16 protein-coding genes and 1 pseudogene are annotated in these 19,884 nt (G+C 69.9%); 9 read left to right on the top strand and 8 right to left on the bottom strand.

Going from position 1 to position 19,884, the window contains the following annotated elements:
- Positions 1-4 precede the first annotated feature (4 nt).
- Entirely contained in the window at positions 5-649 is a 645-nt protein-coding gene (locus IE142_RS06930) for a class I SAM-dependent methyltransferase (RefSeq protein ID WP_191884846.1), read from the bottom strand.
- Positions 650-795: 146 nt separating this feature from the next.
- On the bottom strand, positions 796-999 hold the full coding sequence (locus IE142_RS06925) for a cold-shock protein (protein ID WP_004984723.1): 204 nt from the start codon (positions 997-999) through the stop codon (positions 796-798).
- Between the two features lie 292 nt (positions 1,000-1,291).
- Here IE142_RS06925 and IE142_RS06920 point away from each other — a divergent pair, with 292 nt between their 5' ends.
- Entirely contained in the window at positions 1,292-2,140 is an 849-nt protein-coding gene (locus IE142_RS06920; protein ID WP_191884845.1) for a menaquinone biosynthetic enzyme MqnA/MqnD family protein, read from the top strand.
- 116 nt (positions 2,141-2,256) lie between these two features.
- Positions 2,257-3,921 (top strand): annotated as a pseudogene (locus IE142_RS06915) (serine/threonine-protein kinase).
- A 27-nt stretch (positions 3,922-3,948) separates the two neighbouring features.
- Here the strand turns inward: IE142_RS06915 and IE142_RS06910 are convergent.
- On the bottom strand, positions 3,949-8,604 hold the full coding sequence (locus tag IE142_RS06910; RefSeq protein ID WP_191884844.1) for a type VII secretion EssC family protein: 4,656 nt from the start codon (positions 8,602-8,604) through the stop codon (positions 3,949-3,951).
- A 285-nt stretch (positions 8,605-8,889) separates the two neighbouring features.
- On the opposite strand from IE142_RS06910, the gene IE142_RS06905 reads away from it, so the two are divergent.
- Positions 8,890-9,192: a WXG100 family type VII secretion target gene (locus IE142_RS06905; RefSeq protein WP_043381344.1), complete on the top strand. Its 303-nt coding sequence runs from the start codon at positions 8,890-8,892 to the stop codon at positions 9,190-9,192.
- A gap of 274 nt (positions 9,193-9,466) precedes the next feature.
- On the opposite strand, the gene IE142_RS06900 is transcribed toward IE142_RS06905, so the two are convergent.
- Together IE142_RS06900 and IE142_RS06895 are read right to left on the bottom strand one after the other, a co-directional pair.
- Positions 9,467-10,216, bottom strand: coding sequence for a hypothetical protein (locus tag IE142_RS06900; RefSeq protein WP_191884843.1), 750 nt, complete (start codon positions 10,214-10,216; stop codon positions 9,467-9,469).
- On the bottom strand, positions 10,213-11,562 hold the full coding sequence (locus IE142_RS06895; RefSeq protein ID WP_191884842.1) for a putative T7SS-secreted protein: 1,350 nt from the start codon (positions 11,560-11,562) through the stop codon (positions 10,213-10,215). Before IE142_RS06895 ends, IE142_RS06900 begins: the two co-directional genes overlap by 4 nt.
- 107 nt (positions 11,563-11,669) lie before the next feature.
- On the opposite strand from IE142_RS06895, the gene IE142_RS06890 reads away from it, so the two are divergent.
- A complete protein-coding gene (locus IE142_RS06890) occupies positions 11,670-12,266 on the top strand; it encodes a hypothetical protein (protein ID WP_191884841.1) in 597 nt (198 codons plus the stop codon).
- 3 nt (positions 12,267-12,269) lie between these two features.
- Here the strand turns inward: IE142_RS06890 and IE142_RS06885 are convergent, their stop codons facing one another.
- From IE142_RS06885 to IE142_RS06875, 3 genes are all read right to left on the bottom strand, one after another.
- Positions 12,270-12,575, bottom strand: coding sequence for a DUF6317 family protein (locus IE142_RS06885; RefSeq protein ID WP_191884840.1), 306 nt, complete (start codon positions 12,573-12,575; stop codon positions 12,270-12,272).
- Positions 12,576-12,690: 115 nt separating this feature from the next.
- A complete protein-coding gene (locus tag IE142_RS06880; RefSeq protein WP_191884839.1) occupies positions 12,691-13,482 on the bottom strand; it encodes a hypothetical protein in 792 nt (263 codons plus the stop codon).
- Positions 13,483-13,564: 82 nt separating this feature from the next.
- Complete coding sequence (locus IE142_RS06875) at positions 13,565-14,497, bottom strand: hypothetical protein (protein WP_191884838.1); 933 nt, start codon at positions 14,495-14,497, stop codon at positions 13,565-13,567.
- 496 nt (positions 14,498-14,993) lie between these two features.
- Here IE142_RS06875 and IE142_RS06870 point away from each other — a divergent pair, with 496 nt between their 5' ends.
- From IE142_RS06870 to IE142_RS06850, 5 genes are read left to right on the top strand one after another with little or no spacing between them, the layout of a single operon-like run.
- On the top strand, positions 14,994-15,710 hold the full coding sequence (locus IE142_RS06870; RefSeq protein WP_191884837.1) for a hypothetical protein: 717 nt from the start codon (positions 14,994-14,996) through the stop codon (positions 15,708-15,710).
- A 17-nt stretch (positions 15,711-15,727) separates the two neighbouring features.
- Positions 15,728-16,585 (top strand): hypothetical protein, encoded by an 858-nt coding sequence (locus tag IE142_RS06865; protein ID WP_191884836.1) that lies wholly within the window; start codon positions 15,728-15,730, stop codon positions 16,583-16,585.
- Complete coding sequence (locus IE142_RS06860; protein WP_043381296.1) at positions 16,582-17,889, top strand: TadA family conjugal transfer-associated ATPase; 1,308 nt, start codon at positions 16,582-16,584, stop codon at positions 17,887-17,889. Before IE142_RS06865 ends, IE142_RS06860 begins: the two co-directional genes overlap by 4 nt.
- A gap of 5 nt (positions 17,890-17,894) precedes the next feature.
- Positions 17,895-18,947 (top strand): type II secretion system F family protein, encoded by a 1,053-nt coding sequence (locus IE142_RS06855; RefSeq protein ID WP_191884835.1) that lies wholly within the window; start codon positions 17,895-17,897, stop codon positions 18,945-18,947.
- Positions 18,944-19,867 carry a type II secretion system F family protein gene (locus IE142_RS06850; RefSeq protein WP_191884834.1) on the top strand — a complete coding sequence of 308 codons (924 nt, stop codon included), beginning with the start codon at positions 18,944-18,946 and terminating at the stop codon, positions 19,865-19,867. The genes IE142_RS06855 and IE142_RS06850 overlap by 4 nt, the downstream gene beginning before the upstream one ends.
- Positions 19,868-19,884: the final 17 nt, after the last annotated feature.

Here is a 19,884-nt window from a genome sequence, read left to right as displayed (position 1 = left end):
GTGCTCAGCGGCGGGCGATGAGGCAGGCCTGCGGCACCTTCGCGGACGTGTCGTCCTCCTGCACGCGCACGGTCCGCGACAGCACTGTGAACCCGGCCCGCTCCAGCAGCTCCGCCATCGGTTCCGGCCGCCGCCGCTCGAAGTGCAGGGCGACCGGGTGGCCGAAGGGGCGGTCGAGGTGCATCGGCTCGTCGCCGACCTGGAAGGCGAGCAGGAAGTGCCCGCCGGGCGCCAGCACGCGCCGCACCTCCCCGAAGAGGTCCGGCAGCCGCTCCCACGGCGTGTGGATCGAGGAGTACCAGGAGACGGCCCCCGCGAGGGCCCCGTCGGGCAGGTCGAGATCCAGCATGGAGCCCTGCTCGAACCGCAGGTCCGGGTGCTCGCGGCGCGCGATCGAGAGCATGGCGTGGGACAGGTCGAGGCCGAAGACCCGCAGGCCGAGCGAGGCCAGGTGGGCGGTGACCCGGCCGGGCCCGCAGCCCAGGTCGGCCACCTCGCCCTCCGGTCCCACCAGCTCGGCGAAGGCGCCCATCAGCGCCCGGTCCAGCGGCGTGCCGGCGCCTGTGGCGCGGTGCAGGCCGGCGTAGTCCTCGGCGATGGCGTCGTAGAAGGTCCGGGTGGTGTCCAGGAAGCCGGTGTCGTGGGTCATGGGCGGGACCCTAGGGCCTGCCACTGACAGCGACCGACCGTCCGCGGAATTCACCGAGTATTCAGGAAGGGAGCCCACCGGGCCCCGGAAAGGGCAGGAGCCCCATCGCCGAAACCGGCGCGGGGCTCCTTGGGTACTGCTGTCGATCAGACAGGAGTGACATTCTCCGCCTGCGGGCCCTTCGGACCCTGCGTGACGTCGAAGGACACCTGCTGGTTCTCCTCGAGGGACCGGAATCCGGTCGCGTTGATCGCGGAGTAGTGGACGAAGACGTCGGGGCCGCCGCCTTCCTGGGCGATGAAACCAAAGCCCTTTTCGGCGTTGAACCACTTCACGGTTCCGGTAGCCATAAGCCCTCCTTGGGCCCAAAGGGTTGCCCTGCTCCAGAACCAGCAAGTGTGAAGACTTTGAATGCCGCACAACTGCATACGTCTGAGAACGACGAGAGCCCGCGGTCACATGCTCCGCAGGCTCTGTACTGCAAGGGAAACCAAACTGCAACTTGCTGTGAGCCTAGCACGCAGGCCCCCTGGCGCAACAGAGGCCAAGATCACTTCACCCGAATGTTTGAACCATCCGGCCGTTCGGCTGACGCCGGGGGTCGGCCACGGGCGGAAACCGGGGGAGGGCTAGCCTCGCGATGTGGACAATTCTCGCACCCGGCCGCGCGTCGGCCACATCCAGTTCCTGAACTGCCTGCCCCTGTACTGGGGGCTCGCGAGAACAGGCACGCTCCTCGACTTCGAGCTCACGAAGGACACCCCGGAGAAGCTCAGCGAGCAGCTGGTGCAGGGCGATCTCGACATCGGTCCCGTCACCTTGGTCGAATTCCTCAAGAACGCCGACGACCTGATCGCCTTCCCCGACATCGCCGTCGGCTGCGACGGTCCGGTGATGTCCTGCGTGATCGTCTCGCAGGTGCCGCTGGAGAAGCTGGACGGTGCCCGCGTCGCCCTCGGCTCCACCTCGCGCACCTCCGTCCGGCTCGCCCAGCTCCTGCTCGCCGAGCGCTTCGGGGTCCAGCCCGACTACTACACCTGCCCGCCCGACCTGAGCCTGATGATGCAGGAGGCCGACGCGGCCGTCCTCATCGGCGACGCGGCGCTGCGCGCGAACATGATCGACGGCCCGCGCTACGGCCTGGCCGTGCACGACCTGGGCGCGCTGTGGAAGGAGTGGACGGGCCTGCCGTTCGTCTTCGCGGTCTGGGCGGCGCGCAAGGACTACGCGGAAGGCGAGCCGGAGCTGACCCGCAAGGTGCACGAAGCCTTCCTGGCCTCCCGCAACCTCTCCCTGGAGGAGGTCGGCAAGGTCGCCGAGCAGGCGGCCCGCTGGGAGGCCTTCGACGAGGAGACCCTCGCGAAGTACTTCACCACCCTCGACTTCCGCTTCGGCGGCCCGCAGCTCGAAGCGGTCACCGAGTTCGCCCGCCGGGTGGGCCCGACGACCGGCTTCCCGGCGGACGTGCGGGTGGAACTGCTCCAGCCGTGACACGGCCTCCGTGCGGGTATGGAACTCGTCCAGCCGTGACACGGCCCTGATTCCGCCGGGGCCCCGGCGGAGGCGGACCACTACCCTGCTCCCAGGTACTGGCGTCCGGGGGAGGGGTGGACGCCACGCAGCCGCTTTCAGCCGACGAACCCACCACCGTGGGGCCCTACCGGCTCCTCGGCCGACTGGGCTCCGGCGGCATGGGCCGGGTCTACCTGGGCCGCAGCGCCGGCGGGCGCACGGTCGCCGTGAAGATCGTGCACCCGCACTTCGCGCTGGACGAGGAGTTCCGCGCCCGGTTCCGGCGCGAGGTGCAGGCCGCGCGGCGGGTCGGCGGCGCCTGGACGGCCCCCGTGCTCGACGCGGACCCGGACGCCCGCGTCCCGTGGGTCGCCACGGCCTACGCGGCGGGCCCGTCCCTCACCGCGGCGGTCACGGACGGCGGCCCGCTGCCGGCCCACTCGGTACGGGCGCTCGGCGCGGGCCTCGGCGAGGCACTGGCCGCGGTGCACGACCTGGGCCTGGTCCACCGTGACGTGAAGCCGTCCAACGTCCTGCTCACCCTCGACGGCCCCCTCCTGATCGACTTCGGCATCGCCCGCGCCACGGACGGCACCGCGTCCCTGACCTCGACGGGCGTCTCGATCGGCTCCCCCGGCTACATGTCACCCGAGCAGATCCTCGGCATGGGCGTCACGGGCCCGGCGGACGTCTTCTCCCTGGGCGCGGTCCTCGCGTACGCGGCCACGGGCGAGCCGCCCTTCCCCGGGGACTCCTCGGCCGCGCTCCTCTACAAGGTCGTCCACGAGGAGCCGCGGCTCACCACCCTCGACGGGGAGCTGCGGGACCTGGTCGCCGCCTGCCTGGCCAAAGACCCGTCCGCCCGTCCGGCCCCGGGCGGGTGGCCCGGCGTCTCGCCCCCGAGGGCGCCGCCCGCCTGGTCTCCGGCGGCTGGCTGCCGGGTCCGCTGGTGGAACGGGTCAGCCGGAGCGCCGTGCGGCTGCTGAACCTGGAGGCGGCGGAGGCGGCGCCCGGGTCGTCGTCGGGGCCGGTGTCGGGCCCGGTGGGCTTCAGCCGGCCGTCGGTCACGGTCGATGGAGGGCGGCGCGGGCGGCGCGGTGGAACCCGGCGTCTTCGGACCCCCGCCCGTGATGCCCCCGCCGACGGCGCCGGCCGCGGACGTACCGGCCCCGCGCGAGGGCGATCACGCTCCCGGCAAGCTCTTCGTCTCCGTCGCGGCCACCTCCACGCAGGCGGGCGCGGACAGCCGGGGCCGCCGGCTCAGCTGCACGGTGGCCCTCGCGGTGGCCGGGGCGATGGCGGCGGTGACGGTCGGCTCGGTGTTCGTCCTCGACCTGCTGCCCGGCGAGGGCGGCAAGACGACCCCCGGCGACTCCGACACCGCCACCCACTCGCCGGCCGATCCGGTCGCCGTACCCGAACGCTACGTCGGCACCTGGGAGGGCCAGGCCGTTGCCGTCGAGGGCGACCTGCCCCTGGGCACCTTCCGCCTGACCGTCCGCGAGGCCGCGGTGGGCGAGAAGGCGGCCACCCTGCGCCACACCGACATCTTCGGCGGCACCTGCGACGACGTACTGACCCTGAAGAAGGTCACGCAGAAGGAGATCGTCACCGGCGCCGTGGGAGCCGAGGGCAACCGCGACGTCTGCGACCAGGCCCTCCACACCGTCCGCCTCACCCCGGTCGGCGACGACCTCCAGTACGCGTCGGACAGCAAGGACTCGGGGCGGCCGAAGGCGCGGTTGTCGAAGGTCGAGTAGGCACCTGCTCAGGCCCCCTGCCTCCACTCACCCCGGCACCACGACCGTCCGCAGTTCACCGTCACCGAGGTGCAGCATGCCCTTGCCCGGTGCGACCTGGCCGCCGACCATGCCGCGGGAGATGCGCAGGCCGATGAGGTCGCCGCTGGAGGACTCCTGCGGGGAGAGCAGGATGCCGCGGCGGGCCTTCTTGGCGTCCACCTGCCAGCCGGAGAAGCCGCTGCACACGTCCTCCTCGTCACCGGCGATGACGAGGGCGAGGCCGCGTTCGGCACCCCGGGACACGATCTTCTTCATCTGGCTCTCGGCGTCACAGTCCTCCAGGATCTCGCCGTCGTCGACTAGAACGGCGATCGGCTCCTCGAGGCTCGCCTCGTCGATCAGCTCCTCGAACTCGTCCTCGTCGATGTCGTCGCCGGTGAAGACCTTCAGCACGCCCTGTGTGCCGTCCAGGTGACGCAGCGGCGACTGCCGGGGCGCGGCCACGACGAGCCGCGTGCCCTGGGCGAGGAAGGACTGCGCGATGTTCATCAGCACGGTCGAGCGGCCCGACTTGGCCGGGCCAGCGATCACGAACGCCGGTACGCCGTCCGCGAGATCCGGCCCGAAGCCGACGATCTCGTCGCCGCCGATGCCGACCAGCGCCCACAGCTTGGAGCGGGAGGCCTCCGGATCGCGCAGCTCCCACGCCTCGGGGAAGGAGATCCGGCTGGGCAGGCTGTCGACGCGGAACGGACGCCGGGCACGTGGCACGTCCGCGTCTCGGGCCGCGGCCGCCTCGCCGATCGCGGTGAGCGCCGCTGCCTGGCCCTGCCCGGTGGTGTCCTCGGCGAGCAGCGCGAACTGCGTCTCCGTACCGGACTCGTTGCGGAAGGCGCGGCCCGGCGGAATCTCCTCGGGCACCTTGCGGGCCGGGATGCCGAGCGAAGAGAAGTCGCTGCGGTCCGCGAGCCGCAGACCGTACTTGTCCTCGGTGAGCGTCGCGATCCGGCCTACCAACAGCGTGCGGTCACCGGTGAGGACCAGGTGGATGCCGATGCTGGCACCCTCACGCATCATCGTCTGCAACTCGTCGGTCAGCGAACCGTGGTCCACCTCGCCCAGGGTGGGCACCCAGCCCTCCCAGCGGTCCAGCAGCACCACGATGTGCGGCAGCCGTTCGTCCTCGGCGACCGCGGCCCGCTGCTCGCCGATGTCGGCGAAGCCCTTGTCGGCCAGGAGGTTCTGGCGCCGGTCCATCTCTCCCTTCAGCCGGTTGACAAGCCGCACCACCCGCTCCGTCTGGTTGCGGCTGACGACCGCGCCGCAGTGCGGCAGCCGGGTCAGCGCGTTGAGCGCGCCGTTGCCGCAGTCGATGCCGTACAGGTGCACGTCGGCGGTCGAGTGCGTGCGCGCCAGCGAACCCGCGATGGTGCGCAGCACCTGGGAACGGCCGCTGCGCGGGGCACCGCCGATCATCAGGTGGCCGAAGTGCGCGAAGTCGACGACGACCGGGCGGCGGGCCTGGTCGGCGGGCAGGTCCTCGATGCCGTACGGGGCGGGCGGCAGCTTGCCCGGGGCCGTGGCGGCGAGGACCGGAACCTCGATGTCGTCCAGCAGCAGCGTCTCGTCCAGCGCCGGCAGCCACGGGCTGTGCTGAGCGGGGAAGCCCATGGACCGGTTGGCCTCGCGCACCGCGTCGACGAGCACCTTGAGGTCGGTGATCTCGTCGTCCTGGCGGGCCTCGGCCTTCGGTTTGGTGAGCGCGGCCCGGCCCAGGTCCTCCCAGCCCAGCGGTCCGACCCAGGGCGCGAGCGCGGCCGGATCGGCGGCCCCCGGCCGACGGCCTCCCACCCGACCCGACTGGAAGGGCACCAGGGAGGAGTGGCCGAGCCGCACGTAGGCGCGACCCGGGGTGCTCTTGGAGATGTGCCCGGCCTCCGGCGAGTCGATGACGTCCGTCGACTCACCGCCGTCGGTCACCCGCAGCGCGATCCTCAGGTTGGTGTTGGCCCGGATCTCGGGCGACACGACACCGCTGGGCCGCTGCGTGGCGAGCAGCAGGTGAATGCCGAGGGACCGCCCTCGCTGGGCGATGTTCACGAGCCCGGTCACGAAGTCCGGCAGGTCCCGCACCATGGACGCGAACTCGTCGATGACGATGAGCAGTCGCGGCACGGGAGCGTGCGAGGGATCGCGGCGCACGAGGTCCTGGTAGTCCTCGATGTCCTTGGCGTCGGCCGCGGCGAGGATGTGCTCGCGCCGCTTCAGCTCGGCACCCAGAGACTCCAGCGCGCGCTCCACGAGGTGGGCGTCGAGGTCGGTGACCATGCCGACGGTGTGCGGCAGCTTCACGCAGTCCTTGAACGCGGACCCGCCCTTGTAGTCGACGAGCACGAAGGTCATGTTCTCGGGCGTGTTCGCTACGGCCAGAGCCGCCACGATCGTCTGCAACAGCTCGGACTTACCGGAACCGGTCGTACCGGCGATGAGGCCGTGCGGCCCGTCCTTGCGCATGTCGATGCCGAAGGGGCCGTCGTACGACTCACCGATGACGGCCATCGTCGACTGCCCGCCCATCCGCCACCGCGCGGTGATCGCGTCGGCGGTCGGCGGCTCCAGCTGGAGCACGTCCAGAAGCCGGCTGGCACCGGGCAGCGCGGAGTCCTCGGTCTCCCCACTGATGTCGCGCAACGCGGACAGCGAACGCGCCAGCCGCAGACACCAGGCCGGGGTGACGAAGTCCGGCCGCACGTCCGCGATGCGCTCGGCCCCCGCCTCCTCGACCCGCAGCCGCAGCTTCTCGGCCCGCGCCCGCTGCTCGGACTCGGCGGCATCCGCCCCGGTGTGCCAAGCCTGGAACGACGGGAAACCGCCGGCGACCTGCCGCTGTTGCCGCTGCGCGCCCTGCTGCTGCCTCGTCTCCTCCACCTTGGGCTCGGCGACGACGAACGCCTGGCACTCACCGGGCAGGAACCGCTCCTCGGCGTCGAGGCAGATCGCGTAGATGGACACGGAAGGCCCCTCGCGCAGCAGCCGTACGACACCCGGCAGCGACCGCAGCCGCCGCGACCCGTCCCACACGACGACGATGTCGGGATCGCTGAAGGTCGACGCCTGTCCGCCGTTCTGCTGGGCGGCCTTCTTGCGCGCGTCGAGGATCTGCGTCAGCTCTCCGATTCGGGCGCCGACGGTCTCGGCGTCGGTGCCGATGAGGACGTTGACGTCCTGGCCACCCGAGGGCCGGGCATGCGGCAGCCACCGGACCCAATCCCACTCGCTCCGCGCGGAGTTCTCGCTCAGCACGTAGAACTGCACGTCCATGGGGCTGTGCAGCGCGGCGGTCTGCGCGACCGCCCACCGCCCGAGGGACCGGGCACTGTCACCGGGCCCCGCCATGCCGATGACCCCGAGCCCGCGCAGCGACAGCGCGACGGGGGCGTCCTCGATCTTCCAGGTGACCTGGCGACGGTGATCGTCCTGCTCGGGATCGTCGAGCACGACCTCGGAAGGCAGCCGCCCTGTTCCCACCCGCAGCAGCAGATGGTCACGGTCGGTCCGCCGCCGCTCCCACAGCCGCGTCCGCGGCCCCGTCCCGACGGACAGTACGACGGCCGGATCGGGAATCGCGTGCCGCCGGTCGTTCCGCTCGGTGACGAGAGCGTCCTGCGCGTCCTTCTCGATCCGCGCCTTCTGCTCCTCGTACTCCTTGACCTGCTTGGCGTGCGACTTGCGCCCGTGCTTCTTGTCGTTGAAGTAGTTGGCGAAAAGCAGGATCGGGCTGAGCCCCGCCATGATCAGGTAGTACCAGCGCCCGAAAATGGCCACGGCGACGACCGCGCCGACGAGCGGCGTCAACGCCATCAGCCAGGGCAGCGGCCGCGCCTCGTACTCGCGCGGTGGCGACGGCAGCCGGAAGTTGGTCTGCCGCTCCGGCGGGCGCAACCGGGGCGGCCGGTTGTAGTCCAGCCCGATCCCGTCCTCGGACCACTTGAGCGCGGCGTCGGGAGGCGAGTAACGGGCCAGCTCGATGAGCGAGTTCCCGACGGCGATCTGCGCCCCGAGCGGCCAGGCGTCCTTGTCCCTGACGCCCTCCCCGTCGTCGTTCTCCCCCTCCTTCTTCTTCTTCCTCTTGCCCTTCCCGCTCTTCTCGTCCTTCTTCTCGTTCTCCCGCTCCGTGATGGGGGCGCCGTCGAGGGTGACACCCTCCTTGTCGGAGTGCACGGCGACCTTGCAGGTGCCGTCGGTGGCGACGGAGAGGGTGAGTGCGCGGGCGTCGAGTTCGGGGTCGTCGATACGGACGTGGGCGGCGTTCCCGCTGCCGATGTCGTACTTCCCGACGCCGAGCCGGTGCACAAACCCGGCTCCGGGGCCGCCGACGATCCGCAACTCCACGAGTCCCGTGGGCTCCCCGACCAGACATCCGGACGGATCCTGGAGACTGACGACCGCACCCTCGCGCAACGGCGATCCGATGACCGTGGCGGACGGATCGACGGCGTACCCGTCGACGTACACGAGCGGCGCGTTTCCGGTGCCCCCCTGCCGCTGATGCCCGATGGGAATGACCTGCGCGCCCGAGACGCCGACCTGCTTGGCCAACTCCTCAGCGACGTCCCCCACGGTGGACTCAGGATCGGCATCGAGCACGACGTCGGCGGTGCCCCCGCCGAACGGGTCGACGACGGTCAGAGTCAGTCGCACGCTTGTCCTCCCCAGGCGGCTCCCGCGTCCGTTTCCGCAACACGGCTCACAGTCCAGGCGACGATATCCGCTGGGTGTCGCGGCCCGGCAACAGGGAGGTGACCGAATGTTCCCGAAGGCAATGCAGGGATGTGACAGCAGTGGCCTCACCCGTAAGCTGCTGCCTCAAGAACGGACCATCACACCGGTCGTCACATACGACCGGCCTGACCGGTGCGCCGGTTCGGTCCGCAAACGAGGAGCCACGGGGGTTGGCCCTGCGGCGTTGTGAGAGGAAGCGGCTTCATGGCCAAAGACCTTGACATCACATACCAGGACATGCGGGACGCGGCCAAGCATGTCGTGAAGGAGAAGGAAAAGCTCCACGAGAAGCTCGACGGCCTCCGCAAGTACATCTCCAACCTGGTCGAGTCGGGCTACGTCACGAAGTCCTCCTCCAAGGCCTTCGACGAGAACTTCGACGAGTTCACCAAGGGCGCGAAGGACACCCTCGACGGCCTGGACGGCATGGGGGACTACCTGACCACGGCTGCCGACAAGTTCGAGCAGATCGACGACGAGCTGGCGAAGCAGGCGCGGAGCAAGTAGTGCCCGCACGGGGACCCGTCCGACGCTTCTGGCGGGTCCCCGGTGACGGCGGCCGGCTCGAGCCGGTCACTCGTCGGGGAGGGGTTGGCGGAGCAGGTACGTGTGGAGAGTGCTTCGGGGCTCCTCCGTCTCGACACGCAGCCGAAGAGCCGTCCCGGAAACGGATCAGACCCGTACGTGTCTCGAACTAGCCGTGAGCCGTCTTCCTGCGCTATCTCTTCGGGCTCGGCATCGGAGGCTGCAAGTGGTGGGTGGATGCCAGTGACAGGGGGGCTCAGTGGTTCGTCAACTCGACGTCCGCAGGTGGTTCGCCGAACTTGAGAGACCGTCCGATGTGCGCCATGCGAGCACTGTAGGAATCGAGGAGGAAGACCGAGGGTGTGGAGATCGTGACGTACACGCAGTAGCTGTGGGGTGCGGGCACGATCAACTGCAGAGCGGCCACAGGGAGAGGCGGCACGGTGATTCCGGCCTCGAGAGCGGGCAAGCGGAGGGTGCGCAACGAGGTCGACATCACGCCCGGACCGCACGGCAGCTTGGTGGCCAGCACCATGTCCTGCGGCCCCTGCAGCCCTTCCCCGAGCGGGAAGCTGATCTCTTCCAGTCGGTCCTCGGCGACGTCCGAGAAGAACTTCTTCGCGGTCGCCTGGTAGATGCCTTCGGCAGTGAACAGGCGTTGGGCCGGGCTGTGACCGCTCGGCCGTACGGTGACCGCCAGCAGGCCCATGGACAGGCGCTCACCGCCGTCCACCTCCTCGGTACCGATACACATGGCGGTGAGGAGCACGTTCTCCCTGGCACTCAGCAGTGGCAACTGGCGGCGGAGGCCATCACTTGCCGCGTCCTGCGCTGCCGAATCCGCCCCGGGCAGCAATTCGGTCATGGCTTGGCGCCAGCCGTCCGAGGCCGTCGGCTCCGGGAGACGAACGAACTCGTCCGGGACGTCGTGGTGGAAGGCGTAGTGGAAGGGCGATGCCGTGCTGCGCTCGATGTCTTCGAACCGGCCGTGAGTCTCTGCGCTCATGCGGCCGTGCCCATCTGCGAGGGGTCGAGGTGCTTGGTGAAGGTACTGCCCGATGAGCTGAGAGCGGTCGGAACGTCGAATGTGGAGGGTGACGGACCGGGGGCCACGACCTCGTCCTCGTCGACCGGTCCGAAGTAGTCCATGAAGGGACCGACCACGGGAATGTCCCCGATCTTGAACTCGCCGTCCGTCCACCGGCCCTGGTCCCACGTCCCGCTGTGCATGTTGGAACCGACCGCCAGGGCGGCTCCCGCCCATGTAGCCGCCTTGTCGACGGCGGTGCCGGCGGCGACGAAGGTCCATCCCTTGCCGGCCATGTTCAAACCGCGTGCAGAATTGGCGACGCCGCTGGGGAGTCCGCGAAGCCCGTTGAGTATGTTGCCGAACCGCACGTTACCGAGGGCTTTCATGAAGCCGGAGGACAGCCGCAGTTCTCTGCCCGCGGTGACGAGAGCGCGACCGGACTGGGCGAGCGCCGACCCGGCCAGACTGAGACCACCGGCGAAGACGCCGACGGCATCCCAGGCGATGGTTTCCCAGGTCACGTCGGCACCACCGGCCTTGGCGGCCAAGTGGAAGGCAAGTGCGAGTCCGGCGATGATGAAGGCGGCCACGCCGAGGCCGGAGAAGAAGATGGCGAGGACGCCGACCACCAGGGCGATGTCGGCCAGGATGTCGCCGATCAGCTTCCAGAAATTCGGGTCGGTGATGGTGTCCCACGCGTCCGCCAGCAGATCGCCGACGGCATCCAGTGCTTCCTCGAACCAGCCAGGTTCGGGCGGGGCGTCATCCGCGGCACCCTTGACCAGACGGGTGACGTCCGAGGCGGCCTGCCCATGCTCGGTCTGAAGCGTGTGTGCCCGGCTGCGTATCGCAGACAGCTCGCCGTTGGCGGAATTCAGGGAGTCCTTCTTCTCCTTGGATTCCTTCTCGTGCTTCTTCTCGTCCTTCTCCGACATACCCATGGTGGACGAAGGAAGGGAATCCACTGCGGCCTGGGCGGAGCTGACCTTGCGCGCTGCTTCCGCCGCCTCTTCTTCCAGTTTCCTTGCCCGTGCCTGGAATCCGTCCAGTTGCGTTTCCCAGCTACTGAGGGCTCGGTGGGCGGTGTTGAGCGACCCCAACGCCTTCTTCAGATACGGAGGGACAGCCGAGTAGGTGTCCTGGAAGGCCGTCGCTGCCTTGCCGGCCCAAATCCCCTCCGACGTCCCCATCTTGCTCAGCTCCGTCTGAGCCGTGTCGCTGCCACTGGTGACGCGGCCCACCGCCTTCACCAGGTCCCGTACGGCCTCGAGATCGCCCGGCGCTGGATCGAACCCCAGATTCGGGTACTTATCGGAACTCATCGGACTTCTCCCCGTGATTCTGAACTTGCTGAGCCGGTAAGTTACCAGCGGAGGCTGTATGCCACGATAGGGCCCCACCCCTGTACGAGCCGAAGGAGGAGGCGGCCATGGACGAACGGCATCTCGTGCACGAACTGATGAAAGCGGTCTCGGAAGAGGCACCTGAGTTCGCGGTCAGGCCCCGCTTTCCTGGCCTGAAGAAGTTCGCGGCCTTCGCGTACGTGGCGGAGAGGTTCGGTTACCGCTACCTAGGGCATGCTCCGGGTAATGCGGCTCTGAACAACCCGTATTTCCTGTTTCGGCGCACGCCGGACGCCCGCGAACGGGCTGCGGCCCTCATGGAGTCCACCCCTTCAGCTCCCGTTCAGAAGGCGCTGCCGGGTATGCGGCCGGGCCTCGGACTGACTCCGGCACCGGAGGCGCGACGGGAAGTGGACCTGCTGTATTCGCAGATGGTCGTCGATGCCAGCGGCCGGTACAGCCCACGTGTGCTGAGCAACATCCTGATTCTGCCGATCGTTATGGCGATCTTCCTTGCTTTCCCCGGTTACACGGTCGGGAACGTTCTCATTGCGGCGGCTGTATGGGGAGCCTTCTTCGTGCTCTACCTTGTTGGCCTCGGTGTGACCCGCACCAGGAGGAAGAAGCATCTTGCGCACCTGACCGCTGCAGGCGTGGAGTGGCCTCCGCGAGTTGACGTGTGAGGCTCAGGCCTTCCTATTCGAACCGGACTTCTTCAGTTCGTCATATAGTGCCTGGTCCATCTTGAGAAACTCGTCGGACGCCTTGTTGGCGAACTTGGAGACACCTTTCGTCAGCTTGGACAATTGCCCGAATCCGTAATCCCAGGATCCGGCGAAGTCATCGCAGGCGGACTGCAACTCGGAGTGGCCGACCTGACTGGAGTCGGCCCGTGACATCTCCTTCGACGCCTCCTTCATGCGGCCGCCACTGTTCTCCAAGGTGCGGGCCATCTCCTTGACGTCGTCGGAGAAGAACTTCAGGAACGACATATACAGATCCTCCGTGTGCTGCTCAGTGGTTGATCGATTGAAATCCTGGACGGTCGCAGCCTTGGCGTAGGTCCGTGCGGTCACGCTGGCCTTCCGGACGGTGCCATCTCTTGGCTCACGGCACGAAGACTGCCAACGAACGCGCCAGCTCTTCCACGTCCTCGGCGGACGAGAGCTTGGCGTTCTGCGCCTTCACCACCGCAGCCGGCAGCTTCGCGTCGCTGGGCCTCGCGTTCGCGATGGCCATGCCGTCGACGGAGAAGTACACGGCGACGACGTCACCGCTGCGTACGGCCTGGCCGTGCACGGTATGGGTGGCGCCCCGGAACGCCAGCGTCGACCGGAAGGCGAGCGACTCGTCACCGGCCTCTGCCACGGGCTCCTCGGCGGTCACGGAGTCGTAGGCGCTCGTGTTGCCGTTGGCCCTGGCGGTGAAGCCGCCGGCGCAGGCGTCCAGGGCCCCGGACAGGCCGGCCACGGCGGAGGCGGCCTTGGCGGACTCGTACGTCGTGAGCATCACGTACGTGAAGGGCTCGTTGAGGGACGAGCTGAGGGAACGCGTGAGGTCGGCCTGCGGTTCGCCGAGGGGGAGTTGGTTCATGGCGTGGGCGAGTGGGGCGCGGGCGGACTTCTCGACGGTGACCTCCTGCGGGGACTTGGCGAAGGCGTACTCGCTGTTGTCGGACGCCACGTCCGCGTCGGTCACCTTCATGCCGGAGACGTCCGCCTCGGTGATCACCAATTGCTTCAGCCGCTCTTCCGGCGTCGGTTGCTGCTCCCGCGAGGCGGTCGACGCCGGCTTCTCCGCCGAGTCCGCGTCCGAGCCTGAGTCCCCGCCGCACGCGGTGAGCGCGGCGAGGGAAAGGGCGGACAGGACGGCGAGGGCGGCCGGGGCGGCGCGCTTCATGGAGGGCTCCTCGGTGGGGCGCGGAGTGCGGGTGAGGGGGAGACGGGAGGTCGGGGAAGGACGGGAGGGTGAAGGCGCTCGGTCAAGCGTGCGGTGTTTCTGTCAGTTTGCGAAGCTCGGACGAGAGTTCGGGCACCTTGGCCCCGGCCGCCTGCGCTGCCGCGACCTCCTGGACGTAAGCCAGCGCCGCTTCCCGCAACCGCTCCTTCTCCCTGCCCTGCCGGCGGCCGACCAGCCAGACGTACACGGCGAGGGGGACGAGGAGGAGGGCGCCGTAGCCGACGGGTTCGGCGGAAGTGGCGGCCCACATGGCGCCGCCCGCGCCGACCAGGATCAGCAGACAGCCCGTTTCGTCGTGCCAGCCGCCGACGTCGGCCATCGTCTCGTACGACCGGACGGCTTCGGGTTTCGGCGGTACGGCGACCGGTGCGGCGGCCTGGGCGGTGACGGGCTCGGCCGCACCCTGGGACGGTGCCGGACCCGGCAGCGTTTCGTCGCGCAGTGCGTCGTCCGGCAGCGGCTCGACCGCCGTGTACGTCGGAATCGGTGCCGCGCCCTTCCCGTCCCCGGTCGACGAGCGGCCCTCCAGCCACGCCGGTACGTGCGTCAGCGGAATGCCGTGCGCGCGGGCCACACCGAGCACCTCGCGGTAGCCGGCGAGCGGGGCGTGGGTCAGCGCGCGCTTCCAGGCGGTGCGCGCGTGCACCACCAGCGCCACGCCGACGACGAGCAGACACCCGGCGGCACCGAGCGCGGCGAAGAGATGGTCGGTCAGCGCGGGGGCCATCGGAACGACGAAGGGAAGGAGCAGACCGGCCGTCACCGCCAGCACCCCCAGCCACGCCGCAGGCCGACGCTGTTCCGCCTCCAAGGCCCGCCGCCGCTCGGCGAGGAGCGCGGTCACCGCCGTGTCGTCGGTGTAGTCGAGGCCGTGACGCGTGCTGATGGTCCGGACTGCCGCCAGAACCCTGGCATCGGTGGCCAGTGCTGCCCCGTTCACCGGAAGCAGGTCCATCGTCTCCCCCTGCGCTGTACCGATCGTTCACCGGTCCGAGCGAAGATCATGGCACGGGCCGTCTGCGCCTTCGTGAGTGAACCGTGCAGGCATCATGGCCGCACGGTGACGAACAGCACGCGGACGGTGTCCGGCCGTGATGCGGTCGGATTCGCGCGCGCACAGTTGAACGGGTGACCGTCGAGCTGCTCTCAAAGGGGTTGAGCTGTAACGAAGTTGCAGAGGGATAACGGTGGGAGGTGCGAGGCCCGAGGGGTCGGGCGAGCCTTGAGGGGCTTATGTGCGGCTGATACGGTGCGATGGCTTGACACCCGCCTCGCTGCTGGCTATTCGCCCAGGTCAGGCGGGTGCGTCAGGGGTTGTCCCGGGACGCCACCGGTCGGGCGGACACGAGTGAAGTGTCCGAATTTACAGACGATTGCGCTTGCTTGAGCGGTGACTGCTGCTCGAGCGAGTACGCGGCAGACAATTTCTTGGGTGTACGGGGAGCGGTTGCGTGAAGATCCAGGAGCGTACGGGGGCGGGAGCGGGACGTTCCGCGGCTCCGGTTCAGCCATCGGTCGGTGACCGGCTTCCCAGCCCTCCTCGCGAGCGCAAACCCGCGCTGGCCGCGCTGGCGGTGCTGCTGATCCTGCTGGGCGCGCTGGGTGCGACGATGCTGGTGCTGCGGGCCGGGGACCGGGTCGAGGTCGTCAAGGTGACGGCCCCCATCCCGGCGGGCGGCTCCATCAGCAAGAGCAACTCGACCTCGGTGATGGTCGCGGACGACCCCGGTATCCACTACGTCAAGTGGGAACAGTTCGACACGATCAAGACGTACAAGGCCGTGTCCGCGATCCCCGCGGGTTCCGTCGTCGTCGGCGAGATGTTCGCCAAGGAGGCCAAGCTGCCCGCCGGCAAGGCGTCCGTCGGTGTGGCCCTCAAGGAGGGGCAGTACCCCTCGGACATCAAGAGCGGCGACAGCGTGGCTGCCTACCGCGTCGGCACCCGGAGCGCCGGCAGCTCGGACGCCTCCGACAACGACTCGTCGTCGTCCTCCTCCAACGCGCTCATCGCCGAGGCTCGCGTGGAGATCGTCACGAAGGACAGCGACTCCACCGTCAGCACGGGCAGCAAGTCGCTCACCCTCCTCGTGGACGAGGCCGACGCGGCAGCCTTGGCCTCGGCGGCCTCCGCCGGCGAGGTCGCCATCGTGCGCGTCCCCGGCAAGTAGAAGGCGACCAACCACCCATGGCCCTCATCGCCCTCGCCGCCGACAAGGGTTCCCCCGGCGTCACCACCGCGGCCGTCGCCCTCGCGGCGGTCTGGCCGCGACGCGTCCTGCTCGCCGAGACCGACCCGGCGGGCGGCGACCTGGTGTACCGGTCCGCCGCCGCGCACGGCGGGCCGCTCAACCCCAACACCGGCATGCTCTCGATCGCCGCGACCGCGCGCCGCGGCCTCGTCCCCGACCAGCTCTGGGACCACGTGCAGCCCCTCAGCGGCGGCCTCGAGGTCCTCGTCGGACTCGGCATCTCCGAGCAGGCCGCCGGTCTCGCGGGCCTGTGGCCCACCCTCGGCCGGGCCTTCGCCTCCCTCGCCGAGTCCCCGAACGCGCCCGCCGACGTCATCGCCGACTGCGGCCGCATCAGCGGCGACTCCCCGGCCACCGAGCTGTTCCCGCACGCCTCGTTGGTCCTGTTGATCTCCCGTACCGAGCCGGAGGCCATCGCCCGCGTCCGCGACCGCGCCGCCGCGCTGTCCAACAAGCTGCACGGCGGCCCGCGCGGCGCCGCGAGCCTCGGCATGCCCCTGATCGGCGTCGTCCTCGTCGCCGACACCAACAACGCGGCCAAACTCTCGGGCCAGGTCAACGACATGCTGGTGGCCGCCCAGACCGGCGCCCGCGTGGTCGGCACCATCGCCGACGACCCGGCCGGAGCGGACCAGTTGGCGGGACGCAGGCGCGGCCGGCTGGAGAAGTCGCTGCTCATCCGTTCCGCCCGCAAGGTCACCTCGGACCTGTACCAGCAGTTCGGCGCCGCCTGGTCCGCACCGACCGGGCCCGCCGGCACCGACATGAACGGCCACGCGGGGGCCGGCCGATGACCGCTGTCGACCACTCGTTGGTCAAGCGGTTCCGGCAGGACGCCGGTGACCGCATCGCCGAGCAGCGTCGCCAGGACCAGGTCAGCGGCGTCACGCCGATGTCCACCGAGGACGAACGGCAGTACGCGCGTGCCGTCATCGCGCAGATCCTGGAGGAGTACGCCCGCGCCGAGATCAACGCCGGGCGCACGCCGCTGGACGCGGAGACGGAGGAGGCGTACGCCGCCGCCGTGCACGCCGCGCTGTTCGGCGTGGGGCGGCTCCAGCCGCTGCTGGACGACCCCGAGGTCGAGAACATCGACATCAACGGCTGCGACCAGGTCTTCGTCGGCTACTCAGACGGGCGCGAGGAGCGCGGCGAGCCGGTCGCCGAGACCGACGAGGAGCTGATCGAGCTGATCCAGATCCTCGGCGCCTACTCCGGCCTCTCCTCCCGCCCCTTCGACTCCGCCAACCCGCAGCTGGACCTGCGGCTGCCGGACGGTTCGCGTCTGTCTGCGGTCATGGACGTCGCCCGGCGCCCGGCGCTGTCCATCCGTCGCGCCCGCATGGGCAAGGTCTTCATCTCCGACCTGGTCGGCAACGGCACCCTCACCCCGGAGCTGGGCCACTTCCTGGCCTGCGCGGTCCGGGCCCGCAAGAACATCATGATCGCGGGCGCGACCAACGCGGGCAAGACGACGCTGCTGCGTGCCCTCGCCAACGAGATCCCCCCCAACGAGCGCCTGATCACCGTCGAGCGGGCGCTGGAGCTGGGCCTCGACACCTTCCCCGACCTCCACCCCAACGTGGTGGCCTTCGAGGAGCGGCTGCCGAACTCCGAGGGCCAGGGCACCATCAGCATGGCGGAGCTGGTCCGCCGGTCCCTCCGTATGAACCCCTCCCGCGTCATCGTCGGTGAGGTGCTGGGCGACGAGATCGTGACCATGCTCAACGCGATGTCGCAGGGCAACGACGGCTCGCTGTCCACGATCCACGCCAACAGCTCGCACGAGGTCTTCAACCGCATCTCGACGTACGCCCTCCAGGCCGCCGAACGGCTGCCGATCGAGGCCAGTCAGATGCTGGTGGCCGGCGCCGTCAACTTCGTCGTCTTCATCCAGCGGCGCAACAACTTCCACAGCGGCGGACGCCTCCAGCGCATGGTCACCTCCGTCCGCGAGGTCAACGGCGTCGACGGACGCGTCCTCTCCAGCGAGGTCTTCGCCGAGACCCCCGACGGCCGGGTCGTACCGCACGCCCCCATAGCCTGCCTGGAGGAACTCATCGCCTACGGCTACCGGCCCAACGGAACGTGGGGGTGACGCACATGACCACCACGCACACCACTCTGGCCGCGCTCGACTCCCTCGGCTCCATGGGCGGCCTGTTCTCCACCACCGTCCTGTACGCCCTCGGCTGCGGCGTCGCCGTCGGCGGCGGCATCGCCCTGCTCCTGCTCGCCGTACGCGGCCTGCCCGCCAAGCCCGAGCACGAGAAGCGCCAGGCCACCGAGCGGGCCAACGAACTGATCCGCTGGGCCGGTCAGCGCGGCTCCCTCGCGGCCATCGTCGGCCTCGTCGTCCTGCTCGTCACCCGCTGGGCGGTCCTGGGCATCGCCGCCGGCGTCCTCGTCTTCTTCTGGGACCGCCTCTTCGGCGGCGCCGCCGAGGAACGCGCCGCCATGAAGCGGGTGGAGGCCCTGGCCTCCTGGACGGAGTCCCTGCGCGACACCATCGCCGGCGCCGTAGGCCTGGAGCAGGCCATCCCGGCCTCCGCCCGCGCCGCCGCGCCCGTACTGCGCCCGCACCTGGACGCCCTGGTCGACCGGCTGCGCTCGCGCACCCCGCTGCCCGACGCGCTCCAGCACCTCGCCGACGAGATCGACGACGCGTCCGCCGACATCATCGTCGCCGCCCTGATCCTCAACGCGCGGCTGCGCGGCCCCGGTCTGCGCCAGGTCCTCGGCGCGCTCGCCAAGTCGGCGCGCGAGGAGGTCGACATGCGCCAGCGCGTGATGGCCCAGCGCGCCTCGACCCGCCGTTCCGTCCAGATCGTGGTCGCGGTGTCGGTCCTCTTCGTCCTCGGCCTGTCCATCTTCAACCGGGACTTCGTCGAGCCGTACGGATCACCCGTCGGCCAGCTCGTCCTGGCCTGCGTGTGCGGACTGTTCGCGCTGGGCTTCTGGTGGCTGCGCAAGCTGTCGACCATCGAGACACCGGAGCGCTTCCTCGTCCGGGACCACTCCGACGTCCAGTTCGTCCGCCCCCGGACGCCGGGTCAGCCGCAGCACGCGGCTGCCCAGCCGGGCCAGACCGCGCAGCGCCTGCCGCAACCGTCCCAGCCGTCTCAGGCGTCTGGGGACGAGGGGGTACGACGATGAACCTGACGATGCCGGTCCTGGTCGGCGCGGTCATCGGCCTGGGCATCTACGCCCTGGTCCGCGCCCTGATGCCGAGCAGGCAGAGCCCGATCCAGCAGGTCGCCCGCATCGACGCGATGCGGGCGCGCGGGGCGGCGTACGAATCGTCGTCGCGCACGGCGAAGGACACCGGCCGCTTCGGCACGCTGCGCGCCCAGGTCGGTGCCCGCGTCGCCGAGCTGTACCTGCAGCAGGGCTGGGAGCAGCGCTCGCTGCGCGCGGACCTGGCGGTGCTGGACCGCAGCTGGGAGAAGTTCCTGGCGACCAAGGCGCTGCTGGCGGTGGGCGGCCTGTTCTTCGGGCCGTTCCTGTTCGCGATCGTGTGGACCCTCGGCTTCAACGACAGCCCGGTCATCCCCGTCTGGCTGGCCCTGCTCTGCGCGGTGATCTTCTTCTTCCTCCCCGACCTGGAGGTACGCCGGGACGCCGCCGAGAAGCGCCGTGACCTGCGGCGCGTGATCGGCGCGTACCTGGACCTGGTCTCCATGAGCCTGGCCGGCGGCCGTGGTCTGCCCGAGGCGCTGATGGCGGCGGCGGAGGTGTCGGACGGCTGGGCGACCCACCGCATCCGCAACGCCCTGTCGGACGCGCGCATCACGGGCATCAGCCAGTGGCAGGCGCTCGGACAGCTCGGCGAGGACCTGGGCGTCGAGGAACTCAAGGATCTCTCCGCCTCCCTCGCCCTGGTCGCCGACGACGGCGCCAAGGTCCGCGAGTCCCTCGCCTCCCGCGCCGAGACCATGCGGCACCGCGAACTCGCCGAGATCGAGGGCAGCGCGGGGGAGAAGTCCCAGTCGATGCTCGTGGCCCAGCTCCTGCTGTGCGCCGGGTTCCTGGTGTTCCTGATCTATCCGGCGGCGATGCGGGTGTTTCAGGTGTGACGCGGCGGCTTTCTCGG

Origin of the sequence: Streptomyces mutabilis, from assembly GCF_014649815.1 — a bacterium.
GTDB lineage: Bacteria > Actinomycetota > Actinomycetes > Streptomycetales > Streptomycetaceae > Streptomyces > Streptomyces mutabilis.
The sequence above is the reverse complement of the archived record's forward strand: the minus strand, read 5'-3'. Positions and strand labels throughout refer to the sequence as shown.